This is a genomic window from Streptomyces sp. NPDC056169, from assembly GCF_042268445.1.
Taxonomy (GTDB): domain Bacteria; phylum Actinomycetota; class Actinomycetes; order Streptomycetales; family Streptomycetaceae; genus Streptomyces.
The window spans coordinates 1-15270 of the sequence record NZ_JBHJUO010000037.1; the positions used below are offsets into that span (position 1 = coordinate 1).

The window sequence follows — 15270 nt, forward strand, 5'->3', positions numbered from 1 at the left end:
TACCCCGTCGAGCGCATGATGCGCGACGCCAAGATCACCCAGATCTACGAAGGCACCAACCAGGTCCAGCGCATCGTCATGGCCCGCAACCTCCCTTAGTACAGGCGAAAGGGCGCCCTCCCCGGCCGGGGAGGGCGCCCTTCTCGTACGTCCGAGGTCACCGGTTCGACTCGACGGTGACCTTCTCGTCGTTGCGGATCTGCTCGACCAGCTGCTTCACCTTGGGCATGTCCCACTTGAGGGAGTTCTGCGGCGCGCTGCCCGCGAGCGGCATGTTCATGGACTTGCCGTCACCGCTGCTGATGCCCTTCATCGCGAAGAACATCTTCCCGAGGTCGTACAGCGACATGTCCTTGTCCACGATCAGCGTGTCCAGACCGGCGCCCAGCGTCGGGTACAGCGCGAACGGGTTGAGGATCGTGCCCGGCGTCGCCGCCTGGCTGGCCAGGGCGGAGAGGAACTTCTGCTGGTTCTTCGTCCGCTGGAGGTCCGAATCGGCGAAGGCGTACCGCGTCCGGACGAAGGCCAGGGCCTGCTCGCCGTTGAGGGTCTGCTCGCCCGCCGCGAAGTTCGCTCCGGACTTCTTGTCCTTGAAGCCCTTCTCGATGTTGAGGTCCACCCCGCCGAGCGCGTCCACGATGTTCGCGAAGCCGGCGAAGCCGATCTCCGCGTAGTGGTCGATGTGCAGGCCGGTGTTGTACTCGACGGTCCGCACGAGCAGCTCGGGGCCGTCCATCGCGTAGGCCGCGTTCAGCTTGGAGCCGCCGCGCGCCGGGAAGTTCTTGCCCGATTCGGAGCCCACGAAGTTCGGGATCGTCACCCACGAGTCGCGGGGGAGCGAGACCATCGTGTTCCCGCTGGAGCAGGCCGCGAGGATCATCATCGAGTCGGTCCGCTTGCCCTCGGCGGAGCCGGTGTGCAGCTTCTTCTTCTCCTCGGCGGACATGCCCTCACGGCTGTCCGAGCCGACGATCAGGTACGTCGTGCAGTCGCCCTCCGACGGCCGCTCGATGACCTTGGAGAGGTCGACCTCGTTGCGCATCTGGGAGCTGGCCCAGGCGTACGTGCCGATGCCCCAGGCGAGGACGCCGACGACCAGGACGATCGAGCCGATCTTGGCGCGCTTGCGCCAGTCCGGGGCGGGGCCGCCGCCGGGCCGCGGGGCGTGCTGCGGGGGTACGGGTCCCCGGCCGCCGGGACCCTGCGGGGCGCCGCCCTGCGGGCCGCCGTAGACCTGGCCGCTGCTGTAACCGGAGTCGTAGCCCGAGTTCTGGGCCTGCGTGTAGTTCGGGTTGTAGCCCTGGCCGTCATCGGGCTGCTGCTGCCCGTACGACTGCTGCTGCCGGCCGTAGGGGGGCTGCTGCGGCGGGACCTGCGGACGCTGCACATGGCTCATCCGGCGAGGTCCCTCGGGCTGGGAGTTCGCGTTGCCACGGCCGTGTCCGCCGTCATGGGGCCAGTCATTCATGCGGACCAGTGTGCCGGGCGGAGGAATCCCCTGGACAGGCCGGGTGGAATATCGGACCGGCCCTGTTGCCAAGCTGATGCAAAACGGACCCCACGGGGACGACGGCGAGACCCCGCATAAGGTGGAGGGCATGACAGATCAGGGCGATATCCCCGGCAAGCCCACCTCGGCCTCCCGCACCACCCTCAGCCACATCATGACCAGCCACGACACCAACCTCCTCGGTACGGTGCACGGCGGCGTGATCATGAAGCTGGTGGACGACGCGGCGGGCGCCGTCGCGGGCCGGCACTCGGGCGGGCCCGCCGTGACCGCCTCCATGGATGAGATGGTCTTCCTGGAGCCGGTGCGGGTCGGGGATCTCCTCCATGTGAAGGCCCAGGTCAACTGGACCGGCCGGTCCTCCATGGAGGTCGGCGTACGGGTCATGGCCGAGCGCTGGAACGAGTCCACGCCCGCCACCCAGGTCGGTTCTGCCTATCTCGTCTTCGCGGCCGTCGACGCGGACGGCAAGCCGCGGCGCGTCCCGCAGGTCGTCCCGGAGACGGAGCAGGACAAGCGCCGCCACCAGGAGGCCCAGATCCGCCGCACCCACCGCCTGGCCCGCCGCCAGGCGATCAAGGAGCTCCGGGAGCGCCGCGCCGCCGAGGGCTACGAGGACTGACCCCCGAGGGGGCGCGCCCTTCCCCGGAGCCCTTCCCCGGAGCCGCCCCAGGAGCCCCCGGAGTCGCCCCTGGTGGCCGCCCCACGGAGCCGCCCCCGGTGCCGCCCACGAGCCGCCCCGGCCCCCGGACGGATCAACGCCCTCCTACGGGCACACCACCTTGTCCCCGGTGACCGCCTCGAACGGCCCGCCCTTCCCCGCGTCCTCCGCCCGCACGGCCGTGACGCCCCGGTAGTCCGCCCCCACCGTCACCCGCAGCGTCGCGCCCCGGCCCGCCACCGCCCGCAGCTCCGCCCCCGGCAGCGCCGCCGCGAGGGACTTCGCCGAGCGGTCCCAGCGGGGGTCGTACTCGACGAGGGTGCGCGCCCGCTCCTGCCCGGCCCCGGTCATCGGCGTCCGCGTGGTGTCGAAGCCGGTGCCGCGCAGCGCGTCGTCCACCTTCCGGCCGAGCCCGTCCGTCCGGGTCCCGTTGTAGACCTGCACCCGGATCGTGCGCGGCGACACGTCCACGACGACCGACTTCGGGTCCACACCCTTCCCGGAGGACTCCGCCTTCTGCGCGGAAGCCGCCGGCGCCAGCGGCCGGTCGTCCCGCAGCGCCTGGAACAGCTTCTGCGCCTTCGCCGCGTCCCACTTCACCGTCGACCCGATCCCCTTCACGGGGAAGCTCATGTCGCCGATCGGCACGGACACGAACTCCGACGACGCCGGCGTGAAGCCCCGCATCGCCTTGGACAGCGCCAGCATCTGATCCGTACCGAAGTCCTCGTCCGCCCGGACCGAGCCCAGCATCGTCGTGGCCATCTCGCGGAACCGCACCGGGTTCAGCAGCACCCCGCCGCTCGTCGCCCGGTCGATCAGCGCCGCCAGGAACTTCTGCTGCCGCTGCATGCGCCCGATGTCGGCGGCCCCGTCGATGTGCCGCGAGCGGACGTACTGGAGGGCCTGCCCGCCGTCGAGCTCGTGGGTGCCGGCCGACAGGTCGAGGCCCGTGTAGGAGTCCTTGACCGCCTTGGTCGTACAGATCTGCACCCCGCCGACCGCGTCCACGGTCCGCATGAAGCTGGTGAAGTCGACCTCCAGGTAGTGGTCGATCTTGACGCCGGTCATCGACTCGACGGTCCGCACGGTGAGCCCCGGCCCGCCCTCCGCGTAGGCGGCGTTCAGCTTCACGGGGTGGGAGTGGTGCTTCCTGCCGCTGGTCAGGTCGGTGTGCTCGGGCATCTCGGCGTACGAGTCACGGGGCAGGCTGACGACGCTCGCCCGCTCCCGGTCCTCCGAGATGTGCACGAGCATCACCGTGTCGGTGCAGTGGCAGGGGGCGCCGCCGAGCCGGTACTTCTTCTTCTCCTCCGGGGTGATCTTGTCCCGGCCGTCGGTGCCGACGACCAGGACGTTCATCCCGTTCCCGGCCTGCGGCCGGTTCTTCATGTCCTTGAAGGGGTCGACCCGGGTGATCCCGGTGTCCAGGCCCGTCACCACCGCGTGCCCGATCCCGCCCGCCGCGAGGACCACCACGGACAGCGCGGTCGCCATCCGCATCCCCCACCGGGGCCGCCGTGGCCGCCGCCGACGGACCGGTACGGGAGGCCGGGGGACCGGCCTGCGACGGGGCGTGCGGGGCGGCGTGGGCACGGACGGACACCTCCGCGGGTGTGACAAGGGGAACCGTGAGCACCGTAGGCCCATACGATCAGCGCAAGGGTGCACCACCCATGCGGCGCGCACCGGTGTCCCCCGTTCGCGGTAACGTGGCGAACAATGAACGCCACGCCCCCCGTCTCCGTGATCATGCCGGTCCTCAACGAGGAGCGGTATCTGCGCACCTCGGTTCGTCACATCCTGGAGCAGGAGTACGACGGCGAGATGGAGGTGGTGATCGCCCTCGGCCCGTCCACGGACCGTACGGACGAGATCGCCGCCGAGCTCGTACGAGAAGACCCCCGCGTCCACACCGTGCCGAACCCCACGGGCCGCACGCCCGCCGCGCTCAATGCCGCGATCAAGGCCTCCCGTCACCCGATCGTGGTGCGCGTCGACGGCCACGGCATGCTCTCTCCGAACTACATCGCCACCGCCGTCCGGCTCCTGGAGGAGACCGGCGCGCAGAACGTCGGCGGTGTCATGCACGCCGAGGGCGAGAACGCCTGGGAGGACGCGGTCGCCGCCGCGATGACCTCGAAGATCGGCGTGGGCAACGCGGCCTTCCACACGGGCGGCCAGGCCGGCCCGGCGGAGACCGTGTACCTGGGCGTCTTCCGGCGCGAGGTCCTGGAGCAGCAGGGCGGGTACAACGTGGAGTTCATCCGCGCCCAGGACTGGGAGCTGAACTTCCGCATCCGCGAGGCCGGCGGCCTCATCTGGTTCTCGCCGGAGCTGCGCGTCCAGTACCGCCCGCGGCCCTCGGTGAAGGCCCTCGCCACGCAGTACAAGAACTACGGCCGTTGGCGTCATGTGGTGGCCCGCTACCACCAGGGCTCCATCAACCTCCGCTACCTGGCCCCGCCGGTCGCCGTCTGCGCCATCGCCGCGGGCCTCGTGGTGGGCGCGGCGCTCACCCCGCTCGGCTTCGTGATCCCGGCGGGCTACCTCGCGGCCATCGCGGCGGGCTCGCTCCCGGCGGGCAAGGGCCTGCCGCTGAAGGCCCGCCTGCAGATCCCGGTGGCGCTCGCGACGATGCACATGTCGTGGGGGTACGGCTTCCTGACGAGCCCGCGCTCGCTGGCCAGAAAGGTCATCGCGAGCCGCCGGCCGGCGGTGAAGGCCGGCGAGTCCGAGACGGTCTGATCACCCACACGACTGACGGCCGGGTCCCTTATGGGGCCCGGCCGTCGGTCATGTGCGGGTGAGGCGGATCAGCTCTTCCCGTCCCACCGGTAGACCGAGTAGATGTCCATGCACTCCGCCTTGTCGTCGGCGCCGTCCGGCAGGTCACCGGCGACCTGCGTCGGCTTCTTGTACGTGGTGCCCTCGCGCCAGTCCGCGCCGACGACCAGCGTGATGCCCTTCGCCTCGGGGTCGGCCCGTACGGCCGAGTCCGGCAGCCCGAGCGCCTTCGTCACGGAGAGCGCGTTCGCCTTGCCCTGGTCGCCGTCCGCCTTCGGGTAGGTGACGACGGTGTCCTTGCGGCCGCCGCCCTCCTGGGAGGAGTCGGCCTGGGTGAAGCCCTTGCCCTGAAGGGCCTTGGCCATGTCGCCCGCCCGGCCCTCGACGGCCGGCTCGTCGGCGCCGTCGGTGCCGTTGACGACGGTCACGGGGAACGAGGAGGGCGCCTCGGCCGGCGTCTTGGGCTTCGGAGAGGCCGTGGTCTTCGGCTTCGCCTTGCCACCGGCCTTGTCGCCGTTCTTGTCGAGGGCGACGTCGTCACGGAGCATCGACCACATCTTGTCGGCGGAGGAGGTCCGCAGCTGCAGCCACTCCTTCGGCCTCGGCGGGTACACGTCCGTGGGGACGGTCGCCGTCGTCAGACGGTCGAGCTTCACGTTCTTGAGCTGCATCGACAGATCGAAGAGCTTCTTGACGGTCTTGAGGTCCTCGGAGACCTGAAGGGCGTTCGTGGCGGTCTCGGCCAGGCCCGTCAGCCGCCCGGTGTCGCTCCAGGCGTTCTGCTCCTGGAGCCGCTTCATCATCCCGTTCATGTACATGTGCTGGGCCTTGGCGCGGTTCTGGTCGCTGCCGAAGGCGTGCCGGGTACGCAGCCACTGGAGCGCCTGCACGCCCTTGACGTCGGTGGTGCCCTGCGGCAGCTTCAGACCGGAGCCGCCCTTCACCTGGCGGGTCGACTTGTCGTGCACACCCGTCTTGACGCAGACGGGGACGCCGCCGACCTCGTCCGCCATGGCCACCACGCCGGCGAAGTCGACCATCAGCCAGTGGTCGATGTAGACCCCGGTGAGGCTCTCCCAGGTGGTGAGGGTGCAGCCGGGACCGCCGCGCTGGAGCGACTCGTTGATGGGACGGTTCGTGGTGGCGGCGTAGGGCGTGCCGTTCTCGTCCTTGCACTCCGGGATCTTGACGACCGTGTCGCGCGGGATGGAAATGAGCGAGGCGTTCTCGCGGTCCGCGGAGACGTGGAGCAGCATCTGCACGTCGGCGAGCGGCTTGCGGTCCTTGTCGTTCCGGCCGCCGCCCAGGGCGATGTTCTTCTCGTCGGCCCGGCTGTCGGAGCCTATGAGGAGGATGTTGAGCGGGGTGTCGCCGAGCGCGTTCGGCGCGGCCTTCTTCACGCCGCTGCTGCCGCCCGCGCGGCTACCGCTGCGGATGTTGCCGTTGAGGTGCTCGTAGTACAGGTATCCGGCGCCGGCCGTGCCGAGTATCAGCACGGCGAGGGTGATCGCCACCCAGCGCAGGACCTTGTGCTTGCCGGCCTTCTTGGCCCGCCGGCGCGAGCCGCCGCGACGGTGGCCCGCCCGCGGGTCGCCGCCGGCTCCCGTACCGCCTCCGCCGCTGGTGCCGCTGCGCCGCCGCTCGGCTCGGGTCGACGTCGACGTACCGGAGGATCCGGCGGATCCGGTGGATCCCGCGTCCTCGGCCCCGGCTTCGCCCCCGGCGCCGGTCGCCTCCCCCGCTCCGTACAGCTCGTCGTCCCAGCCCAGTTCACGGGCGCGCGGAACGCGTTTCCGCGTTCCCTCCCCACGCACGTTCTGTCCCACCCCAGGTCCCCTCGTGAGTCAGGAGTGCCCCAAGTCCCGGTGTTTCCGGGTTACTTGGCGCACACCTGCTTGTCAGCTTCTACCTTCTCGACGTCCGGCGCCTTTACCGGACCGGTGATGGGCACCCCCGCGCCCTTGAAGTCGGCGCCGAGGACGAGCGTCATGGGCTCGCGTACCCCGGCGTCCTGCCTGCCCGGCTTGAGCGCCGAGGCCGGCAGACCCATCATGTCCGCGAGCTTGCGGGCCTGATCGGCCTGGTTCGGTGCATAGGTGAGCGTGGTCTTCGCCGCCTTCTCGGGGGCATTGCTCTTGTTGGTGGAGCGGGTCACGCCCTCGTTGTTCTGCAGCCAGTTGATGGTCGACTGGGCCGCACCCTGGATGCCGCTGCCGTTGAAGACGTCGACGCGGACGTCGACGGCCGCGGCGCGCGTTCCCTGGAGGAGCTTCGCCTGGGCCTGCTTCTGGGCGTTCTTGGCGTCCTGGGTCTTCTTCTTCACCTCGGTGAGCGAGGTGTCGGCCTTCATCGCGGCGAAGAGCTGCGGTGCCTGCGTCGGGTGCGGCACGACGGTGATCGGCTTGGGCTCGGCCGGGTTGTCGATGACCGGGAGCGTCGCGAACGCGATGTTCTTCATGTCGATCCCGGACAGCTCCTTGGCCAGGTCCTGGAGCTTGGAGAGGGACCCTATGCCCTTGTCGACGGTGAGCGCGTCCGTCGCCGCCTCGGCGAGGTCGTAGAGCTTCGTCGGGCTGGTGAGGGTCTCGTCCGACTTCATCTGCCGGAGCATCGAGCTCATGAACTGCTGCTGGACCTTGATCCGGTCCAGGTCGCTCTTGTTGCCGAAGCTGGAGCGGGTGCGGACGAAGGCGAGTGCCTTCTCCCCCTCGATGACCGACTCGCCGGCCGGCAGCTTCAGGTGCGACTTGGGGTCGTCGACCGGTTTCTCGACGCAGACCTTCACGCCGCCGACGGCCGTGGTCAGCTCCTTGACGGCGTTGAAGTCGACCATCATGAAGTGGTCGACGGTCAGGCCGGTCAGCTCCTTGACCGTGCGCATGGTGCAGCCGGCGTCGCGGCCGTCCTGGCCGAGGCTCACGTTGAAGCGGGCCTGCGTCTGGCCGGGGATCGTCAGGATCGACCCGTCGGGCTGCCTCGACTGGCATTCGGGGATCGCCGTCATCAGGTCGCGCGGGATGGAGAGCGCCGTGGCGTTCGTCCGGTCCTTGGCGACGTGGAAGAGGATCGTGGTGTCCGCGTGGCCGGGGCTGTCCTTGTCGCCGTAGCCCCCGTTGCCCTCACCGGTCCGTTTGTCGGTGCCGATGATCAGGACGTTGAAGGCCTCGCCCTTGCGGAAGCCCGCGCTCTGGGTGCCGACGGGGTCGACGACGTGGATGTTGTCGTCGAGCTTCTTGTAGAGCAGGTACGCGCCGGTGGCGCCGCCCACGAGCACGAAGGCCATCGTGCCGCCGGTCCACAGGAGGACCTTCTTCTTGCGGGACGCGCCCTGCTTGCGCTTGCGGCGGCTCGCGGGGGGCTGCTGGCCGCCGCCCTGCTCGGAGACGCGACGGCGGCGCTGACCGGGGACGGGCGCCTCGGTGGCCGTGCCGGCGCCGGTGCCTGCGGTGGTGCTGCGGCCCGCGCCGGCAGGGGCGCCGTGGCCCGTACCGGTCGTGTCGGCCGCCGTGGCCGTGCTCGATCTCCGGGGCCGGGACGGTGTCTGCGACTGCCCAGCGGAGTGGTCCAGTCGCAGTTCGTAGTTGCCGGTCTGCGGGTTGAGCACCCACTGGTCGGCGGGGTCGATCTCGTCCGCCCGTCCACGGCTGTGCGCGTCCACGGTTACTCGAGTCCTCCGTCGGTGCCACGCGAGGCGCCTCCCCCGTAGGGCGCCGCTCTCTCGGTCGTTCGATCCTTGGTGAGTGCGACGACCACACGGTCGGGTGCACCGGATCGCGTCACACTATCCGCCCAGTTCAGCGTGGGGCGACGTCAGTGACAAATTCCACGCCCCTTACAACCGGGCAATTTGCTCAAACCTCATCCGACCCTGCCCTCCCCTTGGTTCGCCCTTTACCCACCGCGTCCCGGGTGTTCCTAAGAGCACACGCCCTCCGCCGCGTTCCGCCCCGTGAAGGTCGGTGTCGCAGAGGGCGCCGGGCTGTCCGCGTCGTCGGGCTTGCCGTCGCCGCCGTTCCCGCGGCCCTCCTCCTCGGTGTGCGGCGTCACGAGGACGGGCCGGTCCTCCCTCAGCTGCTTGAAGAGTTGACTCGCCGCCGGCTGTACCAATTCGTCCCGGTTCGCGTCATATCGGTACGAGCGGCGCGGCACCGTGAGGAACTGCACCTTGTCCGTCGGGACGGCCCGCATCGCGCGCGCCAGGTCGTACAGGTCCTTCAGCGAGTCGAGCCCCGGGTCGGTCGTGATCGCCTTCGTGGCCGCGTCCAGGACCGGGTAGAGCTTGGTCGGGTTCAGCAGGACCCCGTTGCTCTGCACCTTGTTGACGAGGGCGCCGAGGAACTGCTGCTGCCGGTCCATGCGTTCCGTGTCGCTGCCGTTGCCGATCGACTTCCTGGCCCGTACGAAGCCGAGGGCCTGCTCCCCGTGGAGCGTCTGCCGCCCCGCGGGCAGCTTCAGCTTCGCGTCGGTGTCGTCGACGGGCTCCTTGAGGCAGACCTCCACCCCGTCCACGGCGTCGACCATCTTCTTGAAGCCCCGGAAGTCGATCACCATGTGGTGGTCGACCCGGATCCCGGTCAGCTTCTCGACGGTACGGATCGTGCACGCCGTACCGCCGAACTCGAAGGCCCAGTTGAACTGCGCGAACTGCTCGCGGGTCCGCTTCCCGTCGGCCTTGGCGCAGCTCGGGATCGTCACCATCAGGTCGCGGGGGAGCGAGACGGCCGTCGCGCTCGACTTGTCCGCCGAGAGGTGCAGCAGGATCGTCGTGTCGGAGCGCTGGGTGCCCTTGTCCTTGCCGTACTTGCGGTTCCCCTCGCCGGTCCGGGTGTCCGAGCCGATGAGGAGGATGTTCCGGGCGGCGGAGGCGGCCGCCGTCGGCCGCTCCTTCTCGTACTTCCGCAGCTCGGCCGCGGCCGTCGTGTCCGTGGTGATGTTGCCGTCGAGCTTCCGGTAGAACCACCAGCCGACCGCGGCCGCGATCAGCACCACGAGCGAGACCCCGAGGGCCGTCCACCGCAGCCAGTGGCGTCTGTGCGGCTCCTCCGGAGCACCGGGCGCCGCGTCCTCCGCCGCCGGGGGATCCGGTTCGGGCGGCGTGTCAGCACGGTCCGTCACGTCTGAGTCCGTCCTTCGAGGCGTCGGCGGCGCGCCCGGCGGCCACCGGTCATGGAAGGAGACGGCCGAACCCGACGCATGGTTGTGCGGAAGGATCGACTCCCCCCGGCCGATCATGTACCGGAGTCGGCGCGGGGACCCGGGGGCTCGGCGCGGCGCTACGCCGAATGGGCGCTAACCGGGGTGGGGGTCGGTGCCGGAAGGCGCCGACGGGGCGCCGGGCCGGTGCGGGGGAGGGTCGATCGGGCGCCGGGTCGGTGTCGGTTCGGTAGGGGGCGACCGGGCGCCGGGCCGGTGTGGGTGGGCGCCGGGCGGGGGACCGGGTGGCTCAGCTGACCGTGTGGGTCACCCGCTCGCTCTCCACCCGCTTCTCCAGGGCCTCGGGCGAGAGCTGATCCAGGTTCCGGCACAGCACCACGGAGCCGCCGGCCGCGAGGGGCGCGTACAGGCCGGTCGAGAGCCCCCGCCAGTCCCCGTAACCGAGACCGGACAGCAGCCGGGAGCCGGGGGTCAGGCCGAGCGCCGCCGCGTCCACGCGCGCCTGCTCGACGAGCTGCGCTCCGCTCCGTTCCCTGCCGTCGGCGACGAGGGCGGGAGCCTCCGGGTCCACCGGTACGAACGGCGCGAACCGGTCGCCCTGGCTCGGCACCTCGACCGCGTAGTCCGCGTACCCGGCGGGCGGGGCGGGGAAGCGGCGCCCCAGCGGCGCCAGCGAGAGCGCGATCCGCTCACCGGAACAGGCGAGACCCGCCTCCAGCGTCTCCGGCCCCGCGACCACGAGGTCGGCGTCCGCGGGATCGCCGCCCACCTCGACGGCCACCCCGACCGAGGAACAGGCGAGCAGCCAGACGGCCGTCTGCCAGTGCGCGGGCAGCAGCAGCGCGAGCCGGTCGCCCGGTGCGGCGGACAGTTCGCCCTGGAGCAGGTTCGCCGTCTTGGCCACCCAATTGGCGAAGGTGGCGACGGACAATTCCACGCGCTCACCGGTGGCGTCGTCGTAGAAAGTGACCAAGGGGCGGGCGGGGTCCGCGGCGAGCGCGGATCGCAGCAGGTCGGCGGGGGTGCGGTCGCTGGCGTTCACGCCGGACAGCGTACGCGGGCGGGCGCGCCCGGTCCTCCGTACCGGTGACGCCGTCCACCGGTCGGCCCGACGGTCCGTCAATTTCCGCGCGGATTCCCGACGCGCGGAACGCGCCGGGGATACGCACGATCGGCCCATGCGTGCCTCACTCGCCTCCTCGATCGCCGTCACCTGCGCGGCGGTGCTCGCCCTGCCGGTCTCCCTCGCCGCACCCGCGGCGGCCACGGCGCCACCGGCGGTCGCCGCGCTGCCACCGGGGCCCGAGCGGCTGCCCGGCTCCACCCAGTCGCTGCCGCTGGAGCCCCTGGACGGTTCCGTACGCGGCTTCGGCGGCGAATCCGGTTCCGATCCGGGAGAGCAGGGCCTGGCCCGACGTGACGTCAGACCGTTCTCCCTCGTCGGCGTCGTCTGGGACGACCCGACGGCCGCGCTGCACGGCACCGTGCAGGTCCGCACCCGGGCCACCGGTGACGGGGCCTGGTCGGAGTGGCAGGACGTGGAGACCCACAACGACGAGCACGGCGCCGACCCGGAGACCGCGGAGGGCGCCGCCCGGGCGCTCAAGGGCTCCACGGCGCCGCTGTGGGTGGGCGACTCGGACGGCGTCGAGATCCGCGTACGAGGAGAGGAGCAGCTCCCCGAGGGCCTGCGCCTCGAACTGGTCGACCCGGGAGAGGGCCCGGCCTCCGCCGCCCCCCGATCCCGGGCGGCCATGGTCTCGGCCGGCCCGACGGCGGCGGAGGCGGCGGCCAGCGCGGTCAACGCCCAGCTGGCGCCGTACGGCGCGACCTGGATCCCGGCGCTGTCGAAGGAACAGACGGAAGTGACGTTCCGCCACTTCACCATGCCGGCCATCCCCGCCGTCCCCGCCATGCCCGCCGTCCCCGCCGTCCCCGCCGTCCCCGCCGTCCCCGCCATGCACGCCGTCCCCGCCATGCCCGCCGTCCCCGCCATGGCGGCCAGGCCCGCCCGGCCTCCCCACGCGGCCCCGATCGCGGCGGTCGCCCCGGTCGCCCCCGTCGTCCCGATCGCCGCCGCCCCGGCGGTCGCGGCGGTCGCGGCGAAGCCGTACATCGGCCCCCGACCGGGGATCATCACGCGCAAGGGCTGGGGAGCCGACGAGAAGCTCCGCGAGAAGGGCTTCGTCTACACGAAGACCATCAAGGCGGCCTTCGTCCACCACAGCGCGACCGGCAACAACTACACGTGCAGCCAGGCCCCCTCCGTCCTGCGCGGCATCTACCGCTACCACGTCCAGAGCAGCGGCTGGCGGGACTTCGGCTACAACTTCGCCATCGACAAGTGCGGAAACATCTACGAAGGCCGTGCGGGGGGCGTGGCCAAGCCCGTCCTCGGCGCGCACACCCTCGGCTTCAACACCAACAGCATGGGCATCGCCGTCCTCGGCACCTACAGCAAGACGAACCCGCCGGCCGCCGTGCTCACCGCCGTCGCCAAGCTGACGGCGTGGAAGCTCGGCCTGCACGGGGTGAACCCGAACACCACGACGTACCTGACCTCCGGGGGCGGAAACCTGTACAAGAAGGGCACGAAGGTCAAGCTCCGCACGATCGCCGGACACCGTGACGGATTCGCCACGGAATGCCCCGGCGCCCGCCTGTACGGCAAGCTCTCGACGGCCAGGACGACCTCGGCGAAGTACCAGGGAAGGCTCTGATGGGGTCAGGCAGGCAACCGTCCGCATAAACTGACCGGTCACATCGCACGGACGACCGAGACGGGCGGGCGGACCGGCCCCGAACAGGAAGCAGAGACGACAAGGTGACTGAAGCGATCCTCCTGGTCGGTGGCAAGGGCACAAGGCTGCGACCCCTCACGGTCAACACGCCCAAACCCATGGTCCCGGCGGCGGGCGTCCCCTTCCTGACGCACCAGCTGGCCCGCGCCCGCGCCGCCGGCGTCGAGCACATCGTGCTCGCCACCTCCTACCTGGCCGAGGTCTTCGAGCCGCACTTCGGCGACGGCTCCGACCTCGGCCTGAGCCTGGAGTACGTCACCGAGGAGGAGCCGCTCGGCACGGGAGGCGCGATACGCAACGTCGCCTCGCGCCTCCACTCGGGCCCCGACGACCCGGTCCTCATCTTCAACGGGGACATCCTCACGGGCCTCGACATCCGGGCCCTCGTCGACACCCACGCCTCCTCCGGCGCGGACGTCTCGCTGCACCTCACCCGCGTGGAGGACCCGAGAGCGTTCGGGCTGGTCCCCACGGACGGGACGGGCCGGGTCACGGCCTTCCTGGAGAAGCCCCAGACGCCCGAAGAGATCGTCACCGACCAGATCAACGCCGGCGCGTACGTCTTCCGCCGCTCGGTCATCGACACGATCCCCGCCGGCCGCCCCGTCTCCGTCGAGCGCGAGACCTTCCCCGAGCTCCTCTCCTCCGGAGCCCACCTCCAGGGCATGGTCGACTCCACCTACTGGCTGGACCTCGGCACCCCGCAGGCCTTCGTCCGCGGCTCCGCCGACCTGGTCCTGGGCCGCGCCCCCTCCCCGGCCGTGCCGGGCCGCTGCGGCGACCGCCTGGTCCTCCCGTCGGCCCGCGTCGCCCCGGACGCCAAGCTGACCGGCGGCACGGTCATCGGCGCGGACGCGCAGGTGGGCGAGGGCGCCCGCATCACGGGCTCCACGATCCTGGCGGGCGCGGTGATCGAACCGGGCGCGGTGATCACCGACTCCCTCGTCGGCGCGGGCGCCCGCATCGGAGCCCGCACGGTCCTCACGGGCGCGGTCATAGGCGACGGCGCCCACGTGGGCCCGGACAACGAACTCCGCGACGGCATCCGCATCTGGTGCGACACCACCCTCCCCCCGAACGCGGTCCGCTTCTCCTCGGACCAGTAACCCCCGCACGACGACCCCCAGGGCGATGCCCCTGTTCGGCCACCCCGACGGCCCCGCACGGCGCCGGTCAGGGCCCGCACGCCCCCCCCGGGCCAAGGCCCTGCCCGGGGGCCCGCACGGACAAGCCCCGCCATGCCCCGCAGGGCCCCGGCTACGCTCGTAGCCATGGCCGGCCGCTTCCCACCCCGCACCCCCACCACCCGCACCACGGTGCGCGGCGGCCACGTCCCCGTACCCGCCACAGCGGACGCCCCGCCGGACCAGGACGCGGACCGGGGTCCGGCCCAGGACCGGGCCCAGGGTCCGGGCGGGGCCCAGGACCGGAGCCCGGGTCCGGCCCAGGACCAGGACCACCCCCCGGACCTCGGCCTCACCCTCGGCCCCCTCCGCCGCGGCCCCGCCGACCCCACCTTCCGCGTCACCCCCGACGGCTCGGTCTGGCGGGCCAGCCGCACGCCCGACGGCCCGGCCACCCTCCGCGTGGCCGTCCGCGACGGCGAGACGGAAGCGGAAGCCTGGGGCCCCGGCGCCCCCTGGCTCCTGACCCGCCTGCCCGCGCTCCTCGGCGCCGAGGACGACCCCACCGCCTTCGTCCCCCGCCACAGACTCCTCGCCGCCACCCACCGCCGCCGCCCCGGCCTCCGTCTCACCCGCACCGGCCTGGTCCTGGAGTCCCTGATCCCGTCGGTCCTGGAGCAGAAGGTCACGACGGACGAGGCCTACCGGGCCTGGCGGCTGCTGGTACGGAAGTACGGCGAGCCCGCGCCCGGCCCGGCCCCCGACGGCATGCACGTCATGCCGGACGCCCGCACCTGGACCCTGATCCCGTCGTGGGAGTGGCACCGCGCGGGCGTGGACGACAAGCGCGCCGCGACGATCGTGCGCGCGGCCAGGGTGGCCCGCCGCATGGAGGAGGCCGCGGACATGGCCCCCGCCGACGCCCGTACCCGCCTGGAGCTGATCCCGGGCATCGGCCCGTGGACGAGCGCGGAGACGATCCAGCGCAGCAACGGCGCCGCGGACGAGGTCACCACCGGCGACCTCCACCTCCCGGGCATCGTCGGCTGGGCCCTGGCGGGCGACCGTACGACCGACGACGAGGCGATGCTGGCGCTCCTGGCCCCGTACGCGGGCCAGCGCCACCGCGCCGCCCGCCTGATCCTGCTCAGCGGCCGGGTCCCGCCCCGCAGGGCGCCCCGCATGACGCCGGGCAACATCGCGCGCCTCTGAAAAAGGTGCGCCTCAAGAGGC

The 15270-nt window shown here is 71.8% G+C and carries 12 protein-coding genes; 6 read left to right on the forward strand and 6 right to left on the reverse strand.

Features of this window, described 5'->3' with window-relative positions; translation table 11 throughout:
• Positions 1 to 99 (forward strand): acyl-CoA dehydrogenase family protein (locus tag ACFC0G_RS38230; protein ID WP_155525297.1); only part of this gene is annotated, 99 nt, incomplete at its 5' end.
• A gap of 58 nt (positions 100 to 157) precedes the next feature.
• Here the strand turns inward: ACFC0G_RS38230 and ACFC0G_RS38235 are convergent.
• Entirely contained in the window at positions 158 to 1468 is a 1311-nt protein-coding gene (locus tag ACFC0G_RS38235; RefSeq protein WP_376413247.1) for an LCP family protein, read from the reverse strand.
• A gap of 130 nt (positions 1469 to 1598) precedes the next feature.
• On the opposite strand from ACFC0G_RS38235, the gene ACFC0G_RS38240 reads away from it, so the two are divergent.
• Positions 1599 to 2132, forward strand: coding sequence for an acyl-CoA thioesterase (locus tag ACFC0G_RS38240; RefSeq protein WP_267043951.1), 534 nt, complete (start codon positions 1599 to 1601; stop codon positions 2130 to 2132).
• A 144-nt stretch (positions 2133 to 2276) separates the two neighbouring features.
• On the opposite strand, the gene ACFC0G_RS38245 is transcribed toward ACFC0G_RS38240, so the two are convergent.
• Entirely contained in the window at positions 2277 to 3674 is a 1398-nt protein-coding gene (locus ACFC0G_RS38245; RefSeq protein ID WP_376413249.1) for an LCP family protein, read from the reverse strand.
• A 219-nt stretch (positions 3675 to 3893) separates the two neighbouring features.
• Here ACFC0G_RS38245 and ACFC0G_RS38250 point away from each other — a divergent pair, with 219 nt between their 5' ends.
• Positions 3894 to 4919, forward strand: coding sequence for a glycosyltransferase family 2 protein (locus ACFC0G_RS38250; RefSeq protein ID WP_376413251.1), 1026 nt, complete (start codon positions 3894 to 3896; stop codon positions 4917 to 4919).
• A 68-nt stretch (positions 4920 to 4987) separates the two neighbouring features.
• Here ACFC0G_RS38250 and ACFC0G_RS38255 read toward each other — a convergent pair whose 3' ends face one another.
• The 4 genes from ACFC0G_RS38255 to ACFC0G_RS38270 all read right to left on the reverse strand — a co-directional run bounded on the left by ACFC0G_RS38255 (position 4988) and on the right by ACFC0G_RS38270 (position 11154).
• On the reverse strand, positions 4988 to 6772 hold the full coding sequence (locus ACFC0G_RS38255) for an LCP family protein (RefSeq protein WP_376413253.1): 1785 nt from the start codon (positions 6770 to 6772) through the stop codon (positions 4988 to 4990).
• A 62-nt stretch (positions 6773 to 6834) separates the two neighbouring features.
• Positions 6835 to 8616 (reverse strand): LCP family protein, encoded by a 1782-nt coding sequence (locus tag ACFC0G_RS38260; protein WP_376413255.1) that lies wholly within the window; start codon positions 8614 to 8616, stop codon positions 6835 to 6837.
• Positions 8617 to 8873: 257 nt separating this feature from the next.
• On the reverse strand, positions 8874 to 10169 hold the full coding sequence (locus ACFC0G_RS38265) for an LCP family protein (protein ID WP_376413293.1): 1296 nt from the start codon (positions 10167 to 10169) through the stop codon (positions 8874 to 8876).
• Between the two features lie 232 nt (positions 10170 to 10401).
• Positions 10402 to 11154: a TIGR03089 family protein gene (locus ACFC0G_RS38270; protein WP_376413257.1), complete on the reverse strand. Its 753-nt coding sequence runs from the start codon at positions 11152 to 11154 to the stop codon at positions 10402 to 10404.
• A 136-nt stretch (positions 11155 to 11290) separates the two neighbouring features.
• Between ACFC0G_RS38270 and ACFC0G_RS38275 the strand changes: the two genes are divergently transcribed.
• The 3 genes from ACFC0G_RS38275 (at position 11291) to ACFC0G_RS38285 (ending at position 15249) form a co-directional block, all read left to right on the forward strand.
• Entirely contained in the window at positions 11291 to 12832 is a 1542-nt protein-coding gene (locus tag ACFC0G_RS38275) for a peptidoglycan recognition protein (RefSeq protein WP_376413259.1), read from the forward strand.
• Positions 12833 to 12936: 104 nt separating this feature from the next.
• Entirely contained in the window at positions 12937 to 14019 is a 1083-nt protein-coding gene (locus ACFC0G_RS38280) for a sugar phosphate nucleotidyltransferase (protein ID WP_376413262.1), read from the forward strand.
• Positions 14020 to 14184: 165 nt separating this feature from the next.
• A complete protein-coding gene (locus ACFC0G_RS38285; protein WP_376413264.1) occupies positions 14185 to 15249 on the forward strand; it encodes a DNA-3-methyladenine glycosylase family protein in 1065 nt (354 codons plus the stop codon).
• Positions 15250 to 15270 lie beyond the last annotated feature (21 nt).

Excerpts from the sequence above, each read along its gene's own strand:
- ACFC0G_RS38235 (WP_376413247.1), bottom strand. The coding sequence starts at position 1,468 with ATGAATGACTGGCCCCATGACGGCGGACACGGCCGTGGCAACGCGAAC.
- ACFC0G_RS38240 (WP_267043951.1), top strand. The coding sequence starts at position 1,599 with ATGACAGATCAGGGCGATATCCCCGGCAAGCCCACCTCGGCCTCCCGC.
- ACFC0G_RS38245 (WP_376413249.1), bottom strand. The coding sequence starts at position 3,674 with ATGCGGATGGCGACCGCGCTGTCCGTGGTGGTCCTCGCGGCGGGCGGG.
- ACFC0G_RS38250 (WP_376413251.1), top strand. The coding sequence starts at position 3,894 with ATGAACGCCACGCCCCCCGTCTCCGTGATCATGCCGGTCCTCAACGAG.
- ACFC0G_RS38275 (WP_376413259.1), top strand. The coding sequence starts at position 11,291 with ATGCGTGCCTCACTCGCCTCCTCGATCGCCGTCACCTGCGCGGCGGTG.
- ACFC0G_RS38285 (WP_376413264.1), top strand. The coding sequence starts at position 14,185 with ATGGCCGGCCGCTTCCCACCCCGCACCCCCACCACCCGCACCACGGTG.